This window comes from Streptomyces sp. NPDC056503, from assembly GCF_042794995.1.
In the GTDB taxonomy this organism is placed as follows: domain Bacteria; phylum Actinomycetota; class Actinomycetes; order Streptomycetales; family Streptomycetaceae; genus Streptomyces.
In genome coordinates this window covers 17,117-36,195 of record NZ_JBHTST010000009.1, presented here as the reverse complement: position 1 = coordinate 36,195, position 19,079 = coordinate 17,117, and the positions used below count along the sequence as shown (strand labels likewise).

The 19,079-nt window shown below is 75.5% G+C and carries 18 protein-coding genes; 11 read left to right on the top strand and 7 right to left on the bottom strand.

The genetic code is table 11. The features are described 5' to 3' along the window. Nucleotides 1-6: 6 nt before the first annotated feature. The 4 genes from ACFQ8C_RS04695 to ACFQ8C_RS04680 form a co-directional block, all read right to left on the bottom strand. Complete coding sequence (locus ACFQ8C_RS04695; RefSeq protein ID WP_383452246.1) at nt 7-966, bottom strand: hypothetical protein; 960 nt, start codon at nt 964-966, stop codon at nt 7-9. Nucleotides 967-1,122: 156 nt separating this feature from the next. Continuing rightward, nucleotides 1,123-1,659 (bottom strand): tetratricopeptide repeat protein, encoded by a 537-nt coding sequence (locus ACFQ8C_RS04690; RefSeq protein WP_383452244.1) that lies wholly within the window; start codon nt 1,657-1,659, stop codon nt 1,123-1,125. A gap of 36 nt (nt 1,660-1,695) precedes the next feature. Further along, a complete protein-coding gene (locus tag ACFQ8C_RS04685) occupies nt 1,696-2,793 on the bottom strand; it encodes a hypothetical protein (RefSeq protein ID WP_383452242.1) in 1,098 nt (365 codons plus the stop codon). 152 nt (nt 2,794-2,945) lie between these two features. After that, nucleotides 2,946-3,581 (bottom strand): nucleoside/nucleotide kinase family protein, encoded by a 636-nt coding sequence (locus ACFQ8C_RS04680; protein ID WP_383452240.1) that lies wholly within the window; start codon nt 3,579-3,581, stop codon nt 2,946-2,948. A gap of 155 nt (nt 3,582-3,736) precedes the next feature. Here ACFQ8C_RS04680 and ACFQ8C_RS04675 point away from each other — a divergent pair, with 155 nt between their 5' ends. Together ACFQ8C_RS04675 and fusA are read left to right on the top strand one after the other, a co-directional pair. Beyond that, nucleotides 3,737-4,147, top strand: coding sequence for a VOC family protein (locus ACFQ8C_RS04675; protein ID WP_383452239.1), 411 nt, complete (start codon nt 3,737-3,739; stop codon nt 4,145-4,147). A 346-nt stretch (nt 4,148-4,493) separates the two neighbouring features. Then, entirely contained in the window at nt 4,494-6,503 is a 2,010-nt protein-coding gene (gene fusA / locus ACFQ8C_RS04670) for an elongation factor G (protein ID WP_383452237.1), read from the top strand. On the opposite strand, the gene ACFQ8C_RS04665 is transcribed toward fusA, so the two are convergent. After that, nucleotides 6,493-6,933, bottom strand: coding sequence for an ATP-binding protein (locus ACFQ8C_RS04665; protein ID WP_383452235.1), 441 nt, complete (start codon nt 6,931-6,933; stop codon nt 6,493-6,495). The genes fusA and ACFQ8C_RS04665 overlap by 11 nt on opposite strands. A gap of 149 nt (nt 6,934-7,082) precedes the next feature. Between ACFQ8C_RS04665 and ACFQ8C_RS04660 the strand changes: the two genes are divergently transcribed. The 4 genes from ACFQ8C_RS04660 (at nt 7,083) to ACFQ8C_RS04645 (ending at nt 9,504) form a co-directional block, all read left to right on the top strand. After that, nucleotides 7,083-7,916, top strand: a complete 834-nt coding sequence (locus tag ACFQ8C_RS04660) for a helix-turn-helix domain-containing protein (protein WP_383452233.1) — start codon at nt 7,083-7,085, stop codon at nt 7,914-7,916. Next, nucleotides 7,913-8,152, top strand: coding sequence for a DUF397 domain-containing protein (locus ACFQ8C_RS04655; RefSeq protein ID WP_383452231.1), 240 nt, complete (start codon nt 7,913-7,915; stop codon nt 8,150-8,152). Before ACFQ8C_RS04660 ends, ACFQ8C_RS04655 begins: the two co-directional genes overlap by 4 nt. Nucleotides 8,153-8,255: 103 nt before the next feature. Further along, entirely contained in the window at nt 8,256-9,044 is a 789-nt protein-coding gene (locus ACFQ8C_RS04650) for an SDR family NAD(P)-dependent oxidoreductase (protein WP_383452229.1), read from the top strand. A gap of 70 nt (nt 9,045-9,114) precedes the next feature. After that, on the top strand, nt 9,115-9,504 hold the full coding sequence (locus ACFQ8C_RS04645; protein ID WP_383452227.1) for a hypothetical protein: 390 nt from the start codon (nt 9,115-9,117) through the stop codon (nt 9,502-9,504). A 54-nt stretch (nt 9,505-9,558) separates the two neighbouring features. Here the strand turns inward: ACFQ8C_RS04645 and ACFQ8C_RS04640 are convergent, their stop codons facing one another. Together ACFQ8C_RS04640 and ACFQ8C_RS04635 are read right to left on the bottom strand one after the other, a co-directional pair. Continuing rightward, nucleotides 9,559-10,329 (bottom strand): hypothetical protein, encoded by a 771-nt coding sequence (locus tag ACFQ8C_RS04640; protein ID WP_383452225.1) that lies wholly within the window; start codon nt 10,327-10,329, stop codon nt 9,559-9,561. Nucleotides 10,330-10,444: 115 nt separating this feature from the next. Further along, nucleotides 10,445-11,098 carry a DsbA family protein gene (locus ACFQ8C_RS04635; RefSeq protein ID WP_383452223.1) on the bottom strand — a complete coding sequence of 218 codons (654 nt, stop codon included), beginning with the start codon at nt 11,096-11,098 and terminating at the stop codon, nt 10,445-10,447. A 371-nt stretch (nt 11,099-11,469) separates the two neighbouring features. Between ACFQ8C_RS04635 and ACFQ8C_RS04630 the strand changes: the two genes are divergently transcribed. From ACFQ8C_RS04630 to ACFQ8C_RS04610, 5 genes are read left to right on the top strand one after another with little or no spacing between them, the layout of a single operon-like run. Beyond that, nucleotides 11,470-13,509, top strand: a complete 2,040-nt coding sequence (locus ACFQ8C_RS04630) for a hypothetical protein (protein WP_383452221.1) — start codon at nt 11,470-11,472, stop codon at nt 13,507-13,509. 1 nt (nt 13,510) lies between these two features. Continuing rightward, complete coding sequence (locus tag ACFQ8C_RS04625; protein ID WP_383452220.1) at nt 13,511-14,761, top strand: hypothetical protein; 1,251 nt, start codon at nt 13,511-13,513, stop codon at nt 14,759-14,761. Continuing rightward, a complete protein-coding gene (locus ACFQ8C_RS04620) occupies nt 14,758-17,232 on the top strand; it encodes a GTPase-associated protein 1-related protein (protein ID WP_383452218.1) in 2,475 nt (824 codons plus the stop codon). Before ACFQ8C_RS04625 ends, ACFQ8C_RS04620 begins: the two co-directional genes overlap by 4 nt. A gap of 4 nt (nt 17,233-17,236) precedes the next feature. Next, on the top strand, nt 17,237-18,841 hold the full coding sequence (locus ACFQ8C_RS04615; protein ID WP_383452216.1) for a hypothetical protein: 1,605 nt from the start codon (nt 17,237-17,239) through the stop codon (nt 18,839-18,841). Beyond that, nucleotides 18,838-19,038: a hypothetical protein gene (locus ACFQ8C_RS04610; protein ID WP_383452214.1), complete on the top strand. Its 201-nt coding sequence runs from the start codon at nt 18,838-18,840 to the stop codon at nt 19,036-19,038. Before ACFQ8C_RS04615 ends, ACFQ8C_RS04610 begins: the two co-directional genes overlap by 4 nt. The last annotated feature ends 41 nt before the right edge of the window (nt 19,039-19,079 follow it).

Sequence of the window (19,079 nt, the reverse complement as noted above, 5' to 3'; positions counted from 1 at the left end):
GGCCCGTCAGCGCGGTCCCGGCCCCTGGGCGATCAGCCGTTCGAGCAGGTCCTGGAAGTCGTCGCCGACGACGATCCGCAGCTCGCCATGCTCCTCGTCGTGCTCGCTGAGCTGGGTGAGCGTGCCGCCCCGCCACCAGAAGACGTACGGGCTGATGGCGCCCGGGGTGTCCTCGTACTCGGAGGCGGCGAAGGAGGCCATGGCGCCGAGGGCCGGGATGATCGAGGTGTCCCGGATGGGGTGGAAGGCGATCTGGTGGCGGAAGGGCACGGCGACCAGGGCGCCGTGCTCGCCGAGCGGCAGCCCGGTGACCCGCTGGGCCAGCGCGTCCAGGTCGAGGACGCGGCTCGCGGTGTAGAAGGAGTCGCCGACGACGACCTCGAAGGACATCCCGTCGGCGTCCCGGACGGTCTCGTGCTCCTCGACGGGGAGCCCGCGCAGGTTCTTCAGCGCGCGGGCGCGCAGCTGCGTGGGGTCGCCGAGCCGGTCGAGGGCGTCGTCGGTGAGCATCATGACGCTCTCCGGCAGGTCGAGCGCCAGCACCTCGTACAGTCCGGGGGCGAGCGTCCTGGCGTAGCCGAAGGCGGCGGGGTCGATGCCCTCGCCGTTGACGACCCGGGGGTACAGCTGGGCGCGGATCTGCTCCGGCGGCAGCGTGTCGAGGGCCGAGGGACCGTCCAGGGTCCTTACCACGAGGGTGACGTGACGGCGGATCAGGTCGGGCCAGACGCGGGGCCCGCGCCGGTCGCGGTGGCAGACGGCGGCGAGGTTGCCGAGGCCGAAGCGGCGCTGCTTGTCGTCCTGGACGGAGGAGGCGTAGACCGTGACCTCCAGGCCGAGTTCGGCGAAGGCCTCGCGGACGGTGGCCCGGAAGAGCGCGGCCTCCCGCTCGGAGAAGTAGGCGAACTCCGGGTCCCTGGGCGCTTCCTCGCCGTCCCGCTTGGGTCTCCTGCGCAGCCACCCCACGTCAGCCCGCCTTCCGTCGCCGTTGCGTTCAGCGTAGCGAGTGGGGCGGGGCCGTCACCGGCCGCCCGCCGAAGTCACCGACGTCGCCGATGCCACCGGCGCCGCCGGAATCGCCGGAGTCGCCGGAGTCGCCGGAGTCGCCGACGTCACCCGGGCTCAGGAGCCGTCGGGGGCGGTGAGGAGAGCGCGGGCGTAGTGGGCGAGGGAGCGGTTGTAGCGGGGCAGCAGCGGGGCGAGGGCGCCGAGGGCGAGGGAGGCGGCCTCGCGGTCCCGGCCGGTGTCGGCGAGAGCGAGGGCGAGGAAGGCGTCGACGGCCGGGGCGAGGGCGAGCTCGTCGGCGTCGAGCCGCTCGGCGGGCCGGGCCCGCTCCTCGGTGAGCAGTTCCACGCTGCGGTCGGGCCGGCCGAGGTTCCGCAGGCTGCTCGCCAGCTGGATGACGGCCCGGCGGCGGCGCAGCCCGCTCAGCCCGAGTTCGAGCGCCCGCCGGTAGTACCGGACGGCTTCGACGGGCTGCCCGGTGGAGTCGTGGGCGGCCCCCCGCTCGAAGACGGCGGCGGCGTCCTCGTCGCCCCGCTCCGCGGCGAGCGCCGCGATCCGCTCGCGGAACTCCTCGGGCCCGTGGTCGTCGATCCGCTCCCAGAGGGCGGCGACCCGCCCCTCCCACCCGCTGTCGCTGCCCGGCTCGTCGTTCATGCCGCCACCCTACTCACGGGGCCGCGCCCGGCCGCCTCAGTCCCCGCCGCCCCCGCCGCCGTCGGAGCCGCCGCCTCCGCTGTCCCCGCCGCCGTCGCCGCCCCCCGAGTCCCCGGCGTCGCCGCCGTCGGAGCCCCAGCCGTCGCCGCCGCCGGGCTCGTTGTCGAAGCCGGAGGTGCCGAGGTTGCTGAACCAGGGGCGGGACCAGTCGGTGTCCACGGCGGCGGGTTCGTACCCCTCCCGGATGCGCCACTGGGCGGGGAAGCGGGCCAGGCCGGTGGTGTCGCCGAGGCCGAAGGCGGCGGCGAAGGCGTGGGCCATGACCGCGTCCAGCGGGTCGGAGGTCTCGTGGCCGACGGGGCCGAGGGGCAGCAGGAGCGGTTCCGGTCCGGTCGGCCGGCGGCGCGGCGGCCGGGCCAGGAGGGCGACGCGCACGCCGTCCCGGAGCAGCCAGGAGCTGGTGGAGCCGTACCGCCGCAGCTCCCACAGCCGCCCGAACGGTCCGGGCGGCGCGGGGAACTCCGCCTCCACCACGCTCTTGGACTTGCGCAGCTTCTTGTGCGTCAGGCGGAGTTCGGCCGCCGTCTCGCCGACCGTGAGGGTGAGGCCCCGGGACGGGTGGGGCTCGGCGGGATGGAAGCCGTACGGTGCCCGGATCCGTACGGTGGGGGCGTTCGGGCCCCAGACGTCCACCCGCACCAGGCGCCGGTCCACGGCGACGGTCACGTCCCCGTGGGGTCCGGGCGCGGTGCGGCGGGCCAGCCACAGCGGCACGCCCTCGGCCCCGGCCCGCCGGGCGAGCGTGGCGACCCACTCGGGGCCGCCGCTCAGCCGTACCGCCAGCTGCCCCAGCTCACGGGCGAAGTCGGCGGTCCTGCGCACCTTGAGCGGGGTGCTGGTGCCGGTGACGCGGACGACCGGGACGACGCCGGGGCCTTCGTCGAGGTGGGCCAGCGGCCGTTCGGTCCCGCCGCCGCCGAGCCACTGCCCGCGCAGGTACGCCTCGGCCATCGCGGCCAGGTTCAGCTCTCCGGCCGGCGTCAGCCTGCCGCCGCGCCGCACCCCCTCCTCCGTCAGTTCGACCGTACGGGCCAGTGGATTCCACGACCTCTCGCCGTACAGGACCTCGTTCACGTCTCCCCCTGTCGTCATCACGGACCGTCGTCATCACGGACCGTCGTCATCACGGACCGCCGTCATCGCGGACCGCCGTCATCGCGGACCGTCGTCTTCGCGGACCGTCGTCTTCGCGGACATGACGGCCGGCACCCATGGTGACCGACCGGTCAGTCCATGTTCACCACGCGGTCGGCGCGGTCGCGGTTGCGCGCGATCAGCCGGGCGTTGGACTCGTCGGAGCGGCTCACCCAGGCCTCGGCCTCGGGGCGGGCGCGGCCGAAGGCGATGTGGCGGGCGACGAGCCGGGGGACGCGGAGGGCGTCGGGGAGGTCGAGGTACCAGACCTCGTCGAGGAGGGGGCGGACCGAGGCCCAGGGGCCGGCGTCGTGGAGGAGGTAGTTGCCCTCGGTGACGACGAGCGGGGTCCCGGGCGGTACGGGGACGGAGCCGGCGACCGGCTCCTCCAGGGCGCGGTCGAAGGCGGGCGCGTAGACGACGGTCCCCGGCTCGGGGGCGCGCAGGCGGGCGAGGAGGGCGGCGTACCCCGCGACGTCGAACGTGTCGGGCGCCCCCTTGCGCTCCGCCCGTCCGAGCCGCTCCAGCTCGGCCCCGGCCAGGTGGAAGCCGTCCATGGGGACGAGGACGGCGAGCCCGTCGAGCCGCTCGACGAGCCGCGCGGCGAGGGTGGACTTCCCGGCCCCGGGGGGCCCGGCGAGGCCCAGCACCCGTCTCCGTCCCGACCGGGCGAGCCCCCGGGCGGACCCGACCAGTCCCTCGAACCCCTGCGCGTCCATGCGGGGCATTCTCCCACCGGGCCGGGCGGCGGGGGAGGGCTCCGCCCCTCGGGGCACCCCTCCCCCGACCCTCGTACGGACCCTCGCCGGGTCGAGGGTCGGGCCGGCCGCGACGCGGGTCCGCGCGGGGGGTTGCTGCACTTTCCACGTATTACGTTGGGGTAATGCCGTCCATCGCACTCGTCACGCTCGTCGTCCGTGATTACGACGAGGCCATCGCCTTCTACACCGACGCCCTCGGCTTCGAGCTGGTCGAGGACACCGACCGGGGCAACGGCACCCGCTGGGTCGTCGTCCGTCCGCTCGGTGCCGCCGGCGTCGGCGGGCTCGGGAACGCGGGCCTGCTCCTCGCCCGCCCCAAGAACGACGAGGAGGAGGCCTCCGTCGGCAACCAGACCGGCGGCCGGGTCGGCTTCTTCCTCCACACCGACGACTTCGCCCGCGACCACGCGCGGATGACGGCCGCCGGGGTGAAGTTCCTGGAGGAGCCCCGGCACGAGCCGTACGGCTCCGTCGCCGTCTTCGAGGACCTCTACGGCAACCGCTGGGACCTCCTCCAGCCGACCGCTCCGTAGCCACCGCCCCCGCCCCGCCCCGCTCCCGAGCGACGGCGGCGGCGGCTCGCGCGGCGGCTCGCGCGGCGCGACCGCTAATTCGCTGTCGCCGGAGCGGCGGCCCTCCCTAGACTCGCCGCACGGCCCGCCGCCCGGTGTGCCGTGCCGTCATGTCGACCGAGGGGAGCCGGCCGTGCGCAGTCACCCGTCGGCTGCCCGTGCCCGGCGCTTCGACGTGATCCTCGCCTCTCCCGCCTGCCGGTGACGGCTGCGCGCCCGTCACCGCAGGACCGTGCCGTACGCACCCGTGTGTACGGACGGTAATCGCGCTGTCCTGTCTCGGCACAGCAGCGAAAGGCACGTCACCGTGCGCGTTTTCCCGAACCCCCTCGTCCGCAACCTCGGCATCCTCGCCCACGTCGACGCCGGCAAGACGACCGTCACCGAGCGGATCCTCTTCCTGACCGGCGCCGTCCACAAGCAGGGCGAGGTCCACGACGGCACCACCGTCACCGACTTCGACCCGCAGGAGCGGGAGCGCGGCATCACCATCTCGGCCGCCGCCGTCAGCTGTTCCTGGGCGGACCACCGCCTCGCCCTCATCGACACGCCCGGCCACGTCGACTTCTCCGACGAGGTCGAGCGCGCGCTCCGCGTCCTCGACGGGGCCGTGGCCGTCTTCGACGCGGTCGCGGGCGTCGAGCCGCAGAGCGAGACGGTGTGGCGCCAGGCCGACCGGCACGGCGTGCCCCGGATCGCCTTCGTCAACAAGATGGACCGGGCGGGCGCCGACCTCGACGCGGCCGTCGCCTCGATCCGCTCCCGCCTCGGCGCCGTCGCGCTCCCCGTCCAGCTGCCCGTCGGCCGGGAGGACGGCTTCCGGGGCGTGGTGGACCTGGTCCGGATGCGGGCGTACGTGTGGGACGACGGCCTCGCCGAGACCGACGTCCCCGCCGGGCTGAGGGACGAGGCGGTACGCCGCCGACGCGCCCTGGAGGAGGCCGTGGCGGAGCTGCACCCCGACGCCCTGGAGGAGTTCTGCGCGGACGACACCCTCTCCGACGGGACGCTCGCCCGGGCGCTGCGGGCGCTCACCCTGGCCGGCACGGCCGTGGTGGTGCTGTGCGGCTCGGCGTACCGCGACCGGGGGATGGAACCGCTCCTGGACGCGATCGTCGCCTACCTGCCCGCCCCCACCGACCGGCCGCCGGTCGGCGGCGGCGAGCGGGCGGCCGATCCGCACGCCCCGCTGGTCGCGCTCGCCTTCAAGGTGAACGCGGCCCCGACCGGCCGCATGACCTATCTCCGCGTCTACGCGGGCGCGCTGACGAAGGGGGACACCGTGCTCGACACCGCCACCGGGCGGACGGAACGGATCTCGCGCGTGCTGCGCGTGCAGGCCGACCGTACGGCCGAGGTGTCCGTCGCCGTCGCCGGTGACATCGTCGCCGTCGTCGGTCCGAAGACCGTCCGCGCCGGGGCCACCCTGTGCGTCCCGGACGTGCCGGTCGTCCTCGAACCGCCCGTGCCCGCCGCGCCGGTGGTCTCCATGGCGGTGGAGGCGCGCCGGAGCACCGACACCGGCCGGCTGGCGACCGGGCTCGCCCGGCTCGTCGAGGAGGACCCGTCGCTGGTGGTGCGGACCGACCCGGAGACGGGCCAGACCGTGCTGTCGGGCCTCGGCGAACTCCACCTGGAGGTCGCGGTGGAGCGGCTGCGGCGCGACCGGGACCTGGAGGTCACGGTCGGCCGCCCGCAGGTCGCGTACCGCGAGACGGTGGTGCGGGGCGTCACCGGCCTGCTCCACCGGCACGTCAAACAGGACGGCGGCGCGGGCCAGTTCGCCCACGTCGTCATCGACGTCCGGCCCCTCGAAGGGCACGACGGAGAGGAGGAGTTCGCCTTCGCGTCGACGGTGACGGGCGGGCGGGTGCCGCAGGAGTACGTCCGGGCGGTCGAGGCGGGCTGCCGGGACGCGCTCGCCGAGGGCCCCCTCGGCGGACACCCGGTGACGGGCGTCCGGGTCACGCTCACGGACGGGGCGACGCATCCGAAGGACTCCTCGGAGATGGCGTTCCGCACGGCGGGCCGCGCCGCCCTGCGGGAGGCGCTGCGCGCGAGCGCCATGACCCTCCTGGAGCCGGTGGCCGAGGTGACGGTCACCGTCCCCGCCGAGTCCGTCGGCGCGGTCCTCGGCGACCTCGCGGCCCGCCGCGGCCGGGTCACGGACTCGCAGGTCAGGGGCGGTACGTCGGTGGTGACGGCGACGGTCCCGCTGGCCGAGCTGTTCGGCTACGCGACCCGCCTGCGCGGCCGCACCCAGGGCCGCGGCACCTTCACCACCCGCCCGGCCGGCTACGAGACCCTCACGGCCTGAGGTCCAGCTCGGCCCGTACCGTCTTCCCGACCGGTACGCGGTCGAGCACCTCCCACCGCGTCGCCAGCACCCCGACGAGCAGCAGGCCCCGCCCGCCCTCGTCGAGCGGCCCCGGCGACGCGGCGGGGGCGGGCCGGCACTCGCCCCGGGTGTCGGTGACGTCGACCCGCAGATGCAGCCCGGGCGCGTACAGGAGCCCCAGCTCGCAGTCGCGCCCGGGCACCCGCCCGTGGGTCACGGCGTTGGCGGCGAGCTCGGCCACGAGCAGCCCGGCGGTGTCGGCCAGCGCGGAGTCGTACGGGACGCCCCACTGGTGCAGTTGGTGGAGCGCCAGCCTGCGGGCGAGGCGGGCGCCGCGCGGGGTGGAGCTGAAGCGCTGCACGAACATACGTACGGTGACGGGCCGTTTGCGCGTCAGGGGGGTCGTCATGCGGCCAATCTGGCGGCGATCATGGCGCGTTACCAGCTACCCGACTCGTACTCCGGGCGCTGTACCAGTCCACTCGCTGGACTGTACCGGTCACTACCAGTGACGCTGATCCCGTTCGGTGCGAGCACACGGGTGTGGGAGGTGGCGTGGTGGCCGACGAGATCCCCAAGGGGAGCAGGCCCGAGACGTCGGAAAGCCTGAAGGCTTTCGGGGAAGTGGTCAAGGCCTTCCGCAGACGGGCGGGCCTGACACAGGAACAGTTCGCGCCACTGGTGGGCTACTCGGTCCCGATGATCGCCTCGATCGAGCAGGGGCGCCGCCTGCCGTCGAAGGAGTTCATCGACCGGGCGGAGGAGAAGCTGGACGCGTTCGGGGTGATCCGGGCGGCGGCGAAGCACCTGACGCGCAGGGCCGGGCTGGCGAAGTGGTTCGAGGAGTGGGCGGAGTTGGAGCCGCTTGCGGTGACGCTGTACACGTTCGAGAGTCGCCTGGTGCCGGGCCTGTTCCAGACGCCCGCGTATGCCCGAACGCTCTTCGAGAAGCAGATCCCGGCGATGGGGGATGACAAGATCGAGTCGAACCTGGTCGCCCGCATGGCGCGGGCGAGCATCCTCACGGGACGCCCAGAGACAATCTTCAGCTTCATCATTGAGGAGCATGTGCTGCGTCGCCAGATGGGTGGCGCAGAGGTCATGAGCGAGCAGATCGACCACATCCTCGACCTCGGCGATCGGCGCAACATCGACATCCAAGTGATGCCTCAGTCACGCGGGCATCACGCAGGTCTCGACGGCCCTTTGTGTCTTCTGGAGACCCAGGAGAACGCGTGGTACGCGTACTGCGAAGGCCAGGAGACCGGCCAGCTCATCTCCGACCTCAAAGTGGTCAGCATGCTCCAGCAACGGTATGCCAGGATGCGGGCACAGGCTCTGCCTGTAGAAGCATCCGTGGGCCTGTTGCGGGAGATCCGAGGAGCACTATGAGCACCACTGACCTGGCCTGGTTCAAGAGCAGCTACAGCGGTGGAAGCGGCGACAACTGCGTCGAGGTCGCCCTCTCCTGGCACAAGTCCAGCTACAGCGGTGGCGACGGCGACAACTGCGTCGAGGTGGCCGCCTGCCCCTCCACCGTCCACGTCCGCGACTCCAAGGTCCCGGACGGGCCGCGGTTCGCGGTGGCGTCCGCCGCCTGGACGGAGTTCGTCGCCCGGCTCGTCTGAGACGCGCACCACCCACCGAAGCCCGGTGTCACGGCCGCCGCCCGTGCCACCGGGCTTCGGCGTCCTCCCTGGCGGCCGGGGGGCGTGTGCCAGGATGCATGCCATGCACACCGATCCCGCCGCCACGTACCTCTCCGGCCTCTTCTCCCTCGAAGGCCGCACCGCGCTCGTCACCGGGGGCAGCTCCGGGATCGGGCGGGCGATCGCCGGGGCGCTGGCCCGGGCCGGGGCGCGTGTGGTGGTGCTGGCGCGCAGGGAGGCGGAGCTGGTCGCGACCGTCGAGGAGCTGACGGCCGACGGGTGCCGGGCGGCCTGGGTGAGCGCGGACCTGAGCACGCGGGAGGGGATCAGGGCGGGCGCGGAGGCGGCGGCCGAGGTGTTCGGCGAGCCGGACGTCCTGGTCAACTCCGCCGGGATCAACCTCCGTCCGCCCTTCGGGGAGCTGGGCGAGGAGGTGTGGGACACGACGATGACCGTGAACCTGGAGGCGCCGTTCCTCCTGGGGCAGCGGTTCGGGCCGGGGATGGCCGAGCGGGGCTACGGGCGGATCATCCACGTCACCTCCCAGCAGGCGCACCGCGCGTTCGTGCAGAGCGGGGCGTACGGGGTGTCCAAGGGCGCGCTGGAGTCGCTGGCCCGTTCGCAGGCCGAGGCCTGGTCCTCGTCCGGCGTCACCGCCAACACCCTGGTCCCGGGCTTCGTGATGACCCCGCTGAACGCACGCCTCTCCTCCGACCCGGACAGGGTCGCCGCGCTCGCCGCCCGGACGATGACCGGCCGCAACGGCCTCGCCGGGGACTTCGCCGGCGCGGCCGTCTTCCTGGCGAGCCCCGCCTCCGCGTACGTGACGGGCCACTCCCTCTTCGTGGACGGCGGTTTCTCCGTCCACTAGGACCCGCGGGAGCCCCCTCCGACTTACGCTGGCCGTGGTCACGACCGAGGCCGAACGAGGGGGGTACGCCATGCCGTACGAGACCGGCGCGATGGTGAGGCTGACGAGGGACGTCCAGGTGACCCCGGACGGGGCGGCGGCCCGGGGCGGTCTGCCCGGTCCGCTCTTCCTGGCCGAGGGCCTGGAGGGCCTGGTCACGAACGTGGCGAAGGAGGCCGGGGGCGGTTCGACCGCCGTCCAGGCCGGCCTCGCGGAGTTCGACCGGATCGTCGGCAACAGCCGGTTCACCGGCTTCACGGCCCACATGGTCGACGACCTCCGTCAGCGGATGGTCCAGCAGGTCGGGTACGGCTCCGGGGCCGCCGGAGCCGGGGGCGGGACCCGGGTCGCCTACCGGGTGCGGTTCGTGAACGGCTTCGTCCTCGACGGGCTCGAAGAGGACTCCCTGACCCGGGCCTGAGTCGCCCGCCACGGCCGCCCGTCCCGGCCGCCCACCACGGCCGCCCGCCCGGACTCAGACCGGGTAGACGATCGAACCCAGCGGCGGGCAGGGCAGCGGTACGGCGCCGGCGCCCGGGCGTTCCACGAAGGCCCGGGCCTCGGCGGCCCGCAGACGGCGGGAGTCCAGCTCGTCCGCGCCCCAGGCGTCGCGCCGGGCGCGGGCGTAGTCCCACGAGTCGTCGATGAGGCTGAGGGCGGTGTTGCCGGAGCTGCGCTGGAACTCCGCCTTCAGGGCGGTCCGCTGGAGCGCGCTCTGGGTCGAGGCGAAATCGAGGCGGGTGACCCAGACGCCGGACGTGTGCGGCCGGCGGGTCGGCATCGGGACCTGCGGGAGGGACGAGACGCCCGTGTCGAGGCGGCCGAGGTTGTCGACGCTCGCCTGCTGCGCGTCCCTCGACATGACCTGCATCTCCTGGTGCAGCCAGAAGACCTCGTCGAGGTCGGCCTGGGTGATGAGCATCCGCTGGTAGAGGGCGCGGAAGCGGGGGGTGCCGTGGAGCGGGCGCAGGGGGTCGGCGTGGAGCATCACGCAGTCGTTGAACCCGGCCGTCACCGCGGCGTCGAGGTGGAGGAGCGTCTGGTCCGTCCGCCCGTGCGCGAGGGCCAGCATGCCGAGGGTCGTGTGGCCCGCCGCGGCGAGCCACGCGCCGTCGGGGCCGAGCGCCGCGCCGCGCGCCACGACGTCCTGGAGGCCCGCGGCGGCGCCCGCGGAGGGCCCCTCGGTCAGGATCGCCACCAGCAGGTCGTGCACGCGGGTGGCCAGTGAGTCGACGGTGTCGGCCATGGATCTCCTCGAACCTCGATGGTGAAGTGCGCAAGGGCGATGGGGAGTTGCCTCGTCCGGCGGCCCCCCTCGGCATGACGGGCGGAAGGGGCCGACGGTTCCTTCCGCGGCGCCCTCACGCGAAGTCGAGCCCCCCGGTGCGCTCGCGCTTCAGCTCGAAGAAGCGGGGCTGCCGGGCCAGGACCCGGACCGCGTCGAAGAGTTCCGCGGCCTCCTCGCCGCGCGGGACGGCGCCGAGGACGGGGCCGAAGAAGGGGACGCCGTCGAGGTGGAGGGTGGGCGTGCCGACGTAGCGGCCCGAGGCGGGGTCCGTGCCGGCCTCGTGGCTGCGCCGGAGGGCGTCGTCGTACGCGTCGGTGTGCGCGGCCCCGGCCAGCTCCGCGGGGAGCCCCAGCTCCTCCAGGACCTGGGCGGTCACCCGGTCGAAGTCCTTGTCCCCGCCCTGGTGGACGCGGGTGCCGTAGGCCGTGTACAGGTCGCGCAGGACCTCTTCGCCGCACCGCTCGGCGGCGGCCGCGGCGACCCGCACCGGGCCGATCGACCGGTCCACCAGATCCCGGTACCAGTCCGGCAGTTCGTTGCCCTCGTTGTGGAGGTACAGGCTCATCACGTGGAAGCGGACGTCGAGCTCGCGGAGCCGTTCCACCTCCAGGATCCAGCGGGAGGTGATCCACGCGAAGGGGCAGGCGGGGTCGAACCAGAAGTCCACCCGGGTGCGGGTGGAGGCGGACGCGGAGGTGAGGGGGCGCTGGGCCTCGTCGATCGTCATGGTGACAGCCTGCCGGGTAGGCGGCCCTGGCGCGTGGGCCATTGTGGAGCCGTGGGACTGGGCCAATACCCGGCCGCCGACCCCCGCACGCACCCTCCGCGTTCGCTCCGGCACCGTGGGTGATCTGCGTAAAGGGCCTGCGCGCGGCGGTTTCTTCTGCTGGGATGGAGCCCGAGTGAACGCACGAGCGCGAGGGACGGGGGATGCGACGGGGGTTCGGTGAACGGCTGGGCCTGCCCGGCGCCCTGGGTCCCTTACCCCTCGCACCGCTCGCACCCCAGTACGACAGGCTGACGGAAGATCAGCGGACGGCGGGATTACGGTACGCGGGGGAGGCTCTGACGGACCCTCGGGAACGGTCCGACGGAAGCGTGTTCCTCTCCGTCCTGGACGGGGTCGCGCTGTGCACACCCCGCCGTCGGCGGCTCGTCGACGACGCCACCCTGCTCGCCCTCGCCGACGCCAGACCCGCGCACGCGCCGGTGCTGCGGCTGCTCGCCGGGATCCGGCGGCACGATCCGGCACTGCTCCGCCGGGTCCTCCTCTACCAACTCCTCCCCCTCGCCCGGCAGGGCGCCACCGACCTCGGACTCGACCCCGCCGAACTCGCCCTCCTGGCGAAGGCGTCACGCACCCTCCCCCAGCTGGACGACCGGCAGCGGACCGCCGCCGAGGCCCTCGCCCCGCTCTGGTCGCGGCGGCGGCTGCGGGCCTGCGCCCACGCCGTCACGGCCCTGGGACCGGACGCCCTGCGCGCCGACCCGTGGCTCGCCGCCTTCGACGCGCGGCTGCGGCGACGCCTGGACCGCTGCGACCGGGACCTCGCCGCCGCCGGGACCGACCCCGCCGGGGCCGAGGCCGGCTACCTGCGGGTCCTGGCCGTCGCCTCCGACGACGACGAGGCCGTGCGGGGCCTGATCCGCCTCGGGGCCGAAGCCGTACCCGCCTCCGCCGACGCCCCGATGACCGTCCGCCCCGTCGAGGGCGGCCGGGTCGCGCTCTCCTGGCCCGGCCGGCCCGGCGCCCGCTGGCGGGTCCTCCGCGACGGCCCCGGCCTGGCCCGCGCGGTACCGGTGCCCGGCACCGGCGGGACGGAGTCCACCGCGATCGACGCCGACCCGCCGGTCGGACTCCGGGTGCGGTACGCCGCCTTCCCCGTGCGCGACGGACGGCCGACCGGAGCCCCGCTCGTGTCGCGGCCGCTGCTCGTGGCGCCCGACGCCGAGGAGGCCGCCCTGGAGGACGGACCCGGCCGGATCGCCGTGCGGTGGCAGCGGCCCCGTACCGCCTCCGCCACCGTCCTGACCCTGACCGGACCCGGGTCGGGACCCGGCGCCCCGGTCGTCCGCCACACCGTCGACCGAGCCCGCGAACACACCTTCGCCGACCTCGAACCGGGCCGCTACGCACTGACCCTGACCGCACGTCACCCCTCGCCCGCCGGCGGGACGGTGGACGCCCCCGGGATCCGGCGGACCGCCACCGTCCACCCCTGGCCCCGGCCGCTCACCACGCTCACCGCCGACGCCGGGCCCGAGGAGGGCGTGCGGTTCACCGGGCACGGCGCCGAGGGCGCCGAGGTGCGGATCGTGGTCTGGCCCGAGGGGACCGCGCCCGCGCCCGGCACCGAACTGCGCACCGCCGCACTGCCCGCCCCCCTGCCCTGGGCCCGCTACGGCGCGCCCGGCCGCACCACGCCGGACACCGCCTTCGCCGGGCTCGTCAGCGCCGTCACCGTGCTCGGGGAACGGGCGCTCGCCGGGCCCGGGGTACGGCTCGACGTGCCCGGCCCCGTCGGCACGCCCCGGGCCGTGCGCGAGCCCGGCGGACAGGTGCGGCTCCTCTTCGACTGGCCGTCCGGCGCGGGCGCCGTGGTCGCCGTCTGGGACGGCGGCGAACTGCGGATCAGCCGCAGCTCCTACGTCCGCGAGGGCCTCCGGCTCCCCCTCGGGCCCGGCCCCTCGCACGTGACGCTCCGGCCCCTCGTCCCCGGGGGACGCCCCGGGGACGGCGGGACGCCGGCCGTCGGTGTCCGCCGCGCGCCCGTCGGCGTGGACGTCCCCGGGGAGGCCGTGGTCCGGTACCGGCTGCTGACCCGGCGGCGCGGGCTCGGCCGACGGGTGCCGTACGCCGTCGAGGTCAGCGCGGAGGGGCACGACCCCGCCGTGCCCCTGCCCGAGCTGGTCCTCGTCCACCAGGCCGCCGTCCGCCCCCGGCACGCCGAGGACGGCACCGTCCTGCTCAGGATCGACGGCGCGGAACTCGCCCGCGCCCCGCTCCAGACCCGCGAACTCCCGCCGGCCCCGGACCTCGCCCGCCCGCCGTACGCGCTCCGCGCGTTCCTGCTGGGCGACGGGGCCGGAGCCGTACGCCTCGAAGAACCCGCCCTCACGACCCTGGTGGTGCGCTGACATGACGACGGTGATCTGCCCCTACTGCTTTCACCGCACACAGGCCGCACGGCTGCCCTACCGCTGCCTGATGGCGCGGACCGGGCTGCGCGGCGGCACGCCCTGCGACCCCGAACGGGACGACCGGTGGGCGGGCTTCACCGGCTCGACCCGGGCCCCCGCCGCGTACATGCGGGGCCCCGTCTTCACCCCGCCCCGCACCCTCGGCGGGCTGCGCGGCCCCGGGCCCCGCGCCGAATGCCCGCACTGCGGCGTGCCCACCCCGGTCAGGGTCTGCGCGAACTGCCACAGCGACCTGCCCAGCGACTACTCCGAGCAGGACAGCCGGATCATCGCCCTCGTCGGCGCGAAGGCCTCCGGCAAGAGCACCTACGTCTCCGTCCTCGTCAACGAGCTGAGGCACCGGGTGGGGCAGGCCTACGGGGCGGCTCTCGCCGCCATGGGCGACGAGAGCCAGCGGCGCGACCGCGAGATGGCCGAGGACCTGTACGACCGGATGCGGCTGCCCGACGCCACCATCCCGTCCGCGGCCGGCTTCAACGACCCGCTGCTGTACCGGCTGAGCCTGCCCCGCAAGGGCTTCGGACGGGACGGCAGCCGGCACACCGCGCTGGTCTTCTTCGACGCGGCCGGCGAGGACCTCAAGTCGGCCGAGGCGATGAACCTCTACACCCAGTACCTCGGCGCCGCCGACGGGATCGTGCTGCTCGTCGACCCCCTCCAGCTCGGCGCCGTCCGCGACACCGTCGGCGACCGCGGCGGGCCCATGCCCGCCCGGGACACCCCCGCCCTCCAGATCGCCGCCGAACTCGCCACCCAGCTCCGCTCCCACGGGCGCGCCGGCTCCCGGGGCCGGGTCGACACCCCGCTGGCCGTCGCCGTCACCAAGACGGACACCGTCCGCGGCATGCTCGACCCGCACTCGCCGCTGCTCGGCAACGCCCCGCACGCCGGCGGCAGGTACGACCCGGCCGACCGGCTCGCCGTCCACGAGGAGACCCGCTCGCTCCTGGAGGGCTGGGGCTCCGGATCGCTCTGGCGGCAGCTCGAACGGGACTTCTCCGACGTGTCGCTCTTCGGCATCTCCGCGCTCGGCGCGCCGCCGCCCGACGCCTCCCCCGCCGACGCGCCCGCCGCCGGACCCCAGCCGGTCCGCGTCGAGGACCCGCTGCTCTGGCTGCTCGCCCGGCGCGGCCTCGTGCCCGTCGCCAAGCCGCCGCGCGAGAACGGCAAGGGGGTGCCGGCCGCGTGAGCCTCCTCCAGATGCACTACACCTCGGCCCCGCCGGGACCCGACGGCGCCGGCTTCCGGTTCACCGCCGTCAGCCCCGGAGTGCCGCACGCGGTGCTGCGCGAGGCCGAACAGCTCGTCGGCTACGAGCCGCCCCGGGACGCCCCGGCCCGCCCCAGCGAGGCCGAACTCGGCGCCTTCCCCGAGATGTTCGGCTTCACCCGGCTCTCCGACGGCAGCGGACTGCTGAGCCGGACCGTCTACACCGGCGCCGACTACAGCGGACGCTGGGGCAACTTCCACGCCCACGCCGTCCTCGTCCCCGCGGGCGAACCCCTCCCCGACGACCTGCCGCCGATCGCGCTGTGGGGAGCGGCCGAGTGGACGGACCGCTCCCCCCAGGACGGCCCGCCGCCGCCCCTGGACCGGCTCACCCCCCGGCTCCCGCACGACCTCGACCCCCTGCTCACCGCGTTCGCGGCCGGGACCGGACCCCGGCTCGCCGCCCTCCTCGCCGACCTGCGGCGCCTCACCGAGGACCCGCAGGCCCCCCAGGTGGTGCTCGCCGAACACGACACCCGGGACATCGCCCACTGGCTGCTCGTCGCCTGCGCCGCACTCCCCCGCGACGTGGCCCGGAGCCTCACCTTCACCACGTACACCCGACGGCCCCAGCACGCCCGCCACCAGGTCGTCGGCGTCCGCCCCGAGGACGCCAGGGCCGTCACCGGACAGCCGCACCGGTACGCCGTCCACGACCGCTCCGACGACCGCGCCGAACCGCCCGCCACCGACGACGTGTGGGCGCTGACCGCCGCCGCCGTCTGGGCGGCCGGCGCCAGCGGGCTCTTCAAGCGGGCCCAGACGCTCCCGGGCGCCGGGCCCTTCGCCGCCGGGCCGCTCGCCGCGCTCGCGCTGACCGAGGGCGTCGCCGTCCCGGCCGGCGCGGTCGCCGACGCCGCCGAATGGGCCGCCGCCCACCCCCGGGCCCTGAACGAGACGGCCCTGGAGTCCTTCCTGCGCGCCGTCTGCGAGGAGGGCCGGCCCGGCGCCCTCGCCCCGGCCGCCCTCGCCACCCTGCTCGACGCCTTCCGCGACACCGTCCCGCTCGCCGTGACCGCCCCGGTCACCGCCCGGCTCGTCGCCGCCGCCGTCCACGACCCGACCGCCACGCCCCCGCCCCTGCCGCCGGGCGCGCTCCCCGAGCCGTACCGCGGCCGGCTCGCCGCCGAACTCGGCGAACCGGTCCGGGCCGGGCTCGCCACCCCCACCACCCCGCTGCGGCGGACCACCGGACTCCTCGGCACCGCGAAGGCGCTCGGCGTCGAGCACGAGGACCTGCTGCCGGGACTCGCCGAGCGGCTCTGCCGACGGGTCCTGGACCACTCCGCCACCGCGCCCGACGCCGTACGGGACGTGCCGGACGTCCTGGCCGGCTCCGAGCGGCTCCGCATCCGCTTCCTCGACCTCCTGGAGACCCGGGCCGCCGACCATCCGACGGCCGTGGCCCGCGCGCTGCGCGCCGTCCCCCTGCCGCTCGGCGACGGCCCCGGGGACCGGCCCCACCTGCGGCTGTGCGCGGCCGCAACGAAACCGAAGCCCGGCACCGGGAACCGGACGACGGTCCTGCGCGAGCTGTACCGGGCCGCCGGCACGGACGGCCCCGGCACGCCGCTGGTGCTGCGCACCGCCCTGAGCCTCGTCTGGCCGGACCGCACCCAGACGGCGGCGGAGGCGGCCGCCCTCCTCGACGACGGGGCCGCCCTCCACCAGGCCGCCGGCACCTGGAACGACCTGGTCGGCGCGGCCGTCGACGCGCCCGCGAGCGACACCGGCGCCCCGCTCCTCGCCAAACGGCTGCTCGCCGCGGGCGTCGAGGCGCTCGGCCGCTCGGTCGTCGCCGACCTCAAGCTCCTCTCCCTCGTCCACGCCCTCCAGCACCCCGACGGCGACCCCAGCGTCCCCCACGGCAACCTCGTCCACCGGGTCCAGGGCCTCTCCTACAACGCCCGGCCGGCCGTCCAGGCCCGCGCCGCGCACGCCCTGGCCCTGCTGCTGCTCAGGCCCACCCGGCCGGCGGAGGAACTCAAGGCGCTGGCCGAGAGCAACGACCCGACCCTCATCGACGCCTACGACAAGGCGGCCCGCTCCCCCGTCCTCACCGACTTCCTCGCCGCGCCGCACCGCGTCGCCGACTGCTACGTCGTCTGGACCTCCCACGAACACGTCGGCCCGCTCTGGGAACTGACCCGTCTCGGCCTCCTCGACGAGGTGCTGCGGCCCGTCGTGCGCAAGCTGCCCGACGACCAGATCCGGGCGGCGGCGGCGCTCGTCGCGCGGTCGGCGCCCGCGCGGCGTGGCGCCTTCGAGGAGTGGTGCCGTCCGGCCGGCGGGGTGAAGCAGCTCTTCCGCCGCTTCGGCGGACGCCGGCCCGACAAGGCCCAGGAGCCCCGCTGGGGCGACGTCCAGCGGCCCGGCGACGGGGGGAGGTGACGGCATGGACGGCGGACGACTGACCACCCTGGTCCTCACCGCGCTCGTCGCGCTGTGGGCCGTCACCGCCCTCGCGGTCTGCGTCGGCAACGCGTTCTGGAAGCTGCTCGCCCTCGCCGTGAGGCAGGCCGTGGTGGAACTCGGCCCGTTCGACGCCGGCCGCTCCGACCAGCGGGTCATCGCCATCGGCGCCGAACCCGCCCACCCCTCGTACTGGGCTCGGCAGCTGTGGACCGATGCGAGGGGCGTCATCGGGGCCGGACTGCGCGCACCCTGGCGGCGGTGGCGGGACCACTGGATGGCGACCGTCGCCGCACGGCTCCTCCAGCGGCGCAACCCCTCCACCGGGCGGCGCGGCGCCAACCCCGTCACCCGGCTCTGGCTGCTGCTCATGGGCCCCGGCACCGCGCTCGGCGCCACCGTCGCGGTCCTGCTCGTCGCGGTGCTGCACGGCGCCGCGCTGCTCCTCTTCGGCCTGCTCACCGCCGCCGTGTGGACCGGCTGGCTCCTCGCCGTCGGCCTGCTGCGCGGCGCCGAGCGCGCCTGGCTGCTGTTCTTCCGGGTCCGGACGGTGTGCCCGCACCCCGGCTGCCACCGGCCGGTCCCGCTGGCCGCCCACCGCTGCCCGCAGTGCACCACCGAGGTCCACCGGGAACTGCGGCCCGGACGGTACGGCGTCTTCCGGCACGCCTGCCGGTGCGGGGCCCGGCTGCCCTCCTCGCTGCTCACCGGCCGGGCGCGGGTCCCCGCCGAGTGCCCCGCCTGCGACCGGCCGCTGCCGCCGTCGCTGGCCACCACCCGGGTGGTGCACGTCCCCCTGATAGGCGCCTCCTCCTCCGGCAAGACCATGCTGATGGCCGCCGTGGTGGCCGGGCTGCGGTCCTGGGCCGCGAGCGGGGCGCTCACCCTCGACTACGCCTCCGACGCCGACCGGCACGACGGCGCCCTCCTCGACCGGCGGCTGCGGGACGACGACTGGGCGCTGAAGACCCAGGGCGACCAGCGGGCCTGGATGATCCTCGTCGGCAAGGGCCCGCGCCGCCGGCTGCTCTATCTGTACGACCCGATGGGCGAGGCCCTCCAGGGCGCCGACCGGCTGCGCGAGCAGCAGTACCTCGCCCACGCCGACGGGGTCCTCTTCGTAGTCGACGTCCTCGCCGACCGGGCCGTGCGGCAGCGGATCGCGGAGGGCGACAGCGCCGCGGCCGCCGACGCCCGGCCCGCCGCCCAGGGACCCGTCGAGACCTTCGACGGGCTCAGCGGCGAACTCACCGCACTCGTCGGACGGAGAGGAAAGCTGCCCGTGGCCGTCGTCGTCACCAAACGGGACGTGCTCGACCGGATCGCCTCGCTGCCGCCCGCCGGCGCGCACGTCGACACCTGGCTGACCGGACTCGGCCTCGGCGGCCTCGTCCGCAACTTCACCCACCAGTTCGCGACCGCCCGCTACTGGTCCGTCAGCGCCTTCACCGCCACCGGCACCGGCGCCCTCGACCCCGAGGGCCGGCGGGCCGCCGAACCCGTCCTGTGGCTGCTCGCCCGGTCCGGACTGCGGGTCGGCGCGCTCGTCGACGCGCGGGAGCGCCCCACGGGGGTGGGCGGCCGATGACCGTCGTCACCCCGCGGGTCGCCCGCTCCCGGAAGGCCGTACGCGCCCTGCTGACGGCGGCCACCGTCCTCGTCCTCGCGGCCGCGGCCCTCGGCGCCGTCTACGGAGCGCCCGGGCTCCTCGACGCGATCGTCCGGCTCGCCGAGGACGTCCCCGCCCGCTGGGAGGAGCTGACGGCCTCCGGCTCCACCCCCTGAACCGCTCTCCACCGTCCCCGAACCACCCACTCCCCAGGAGG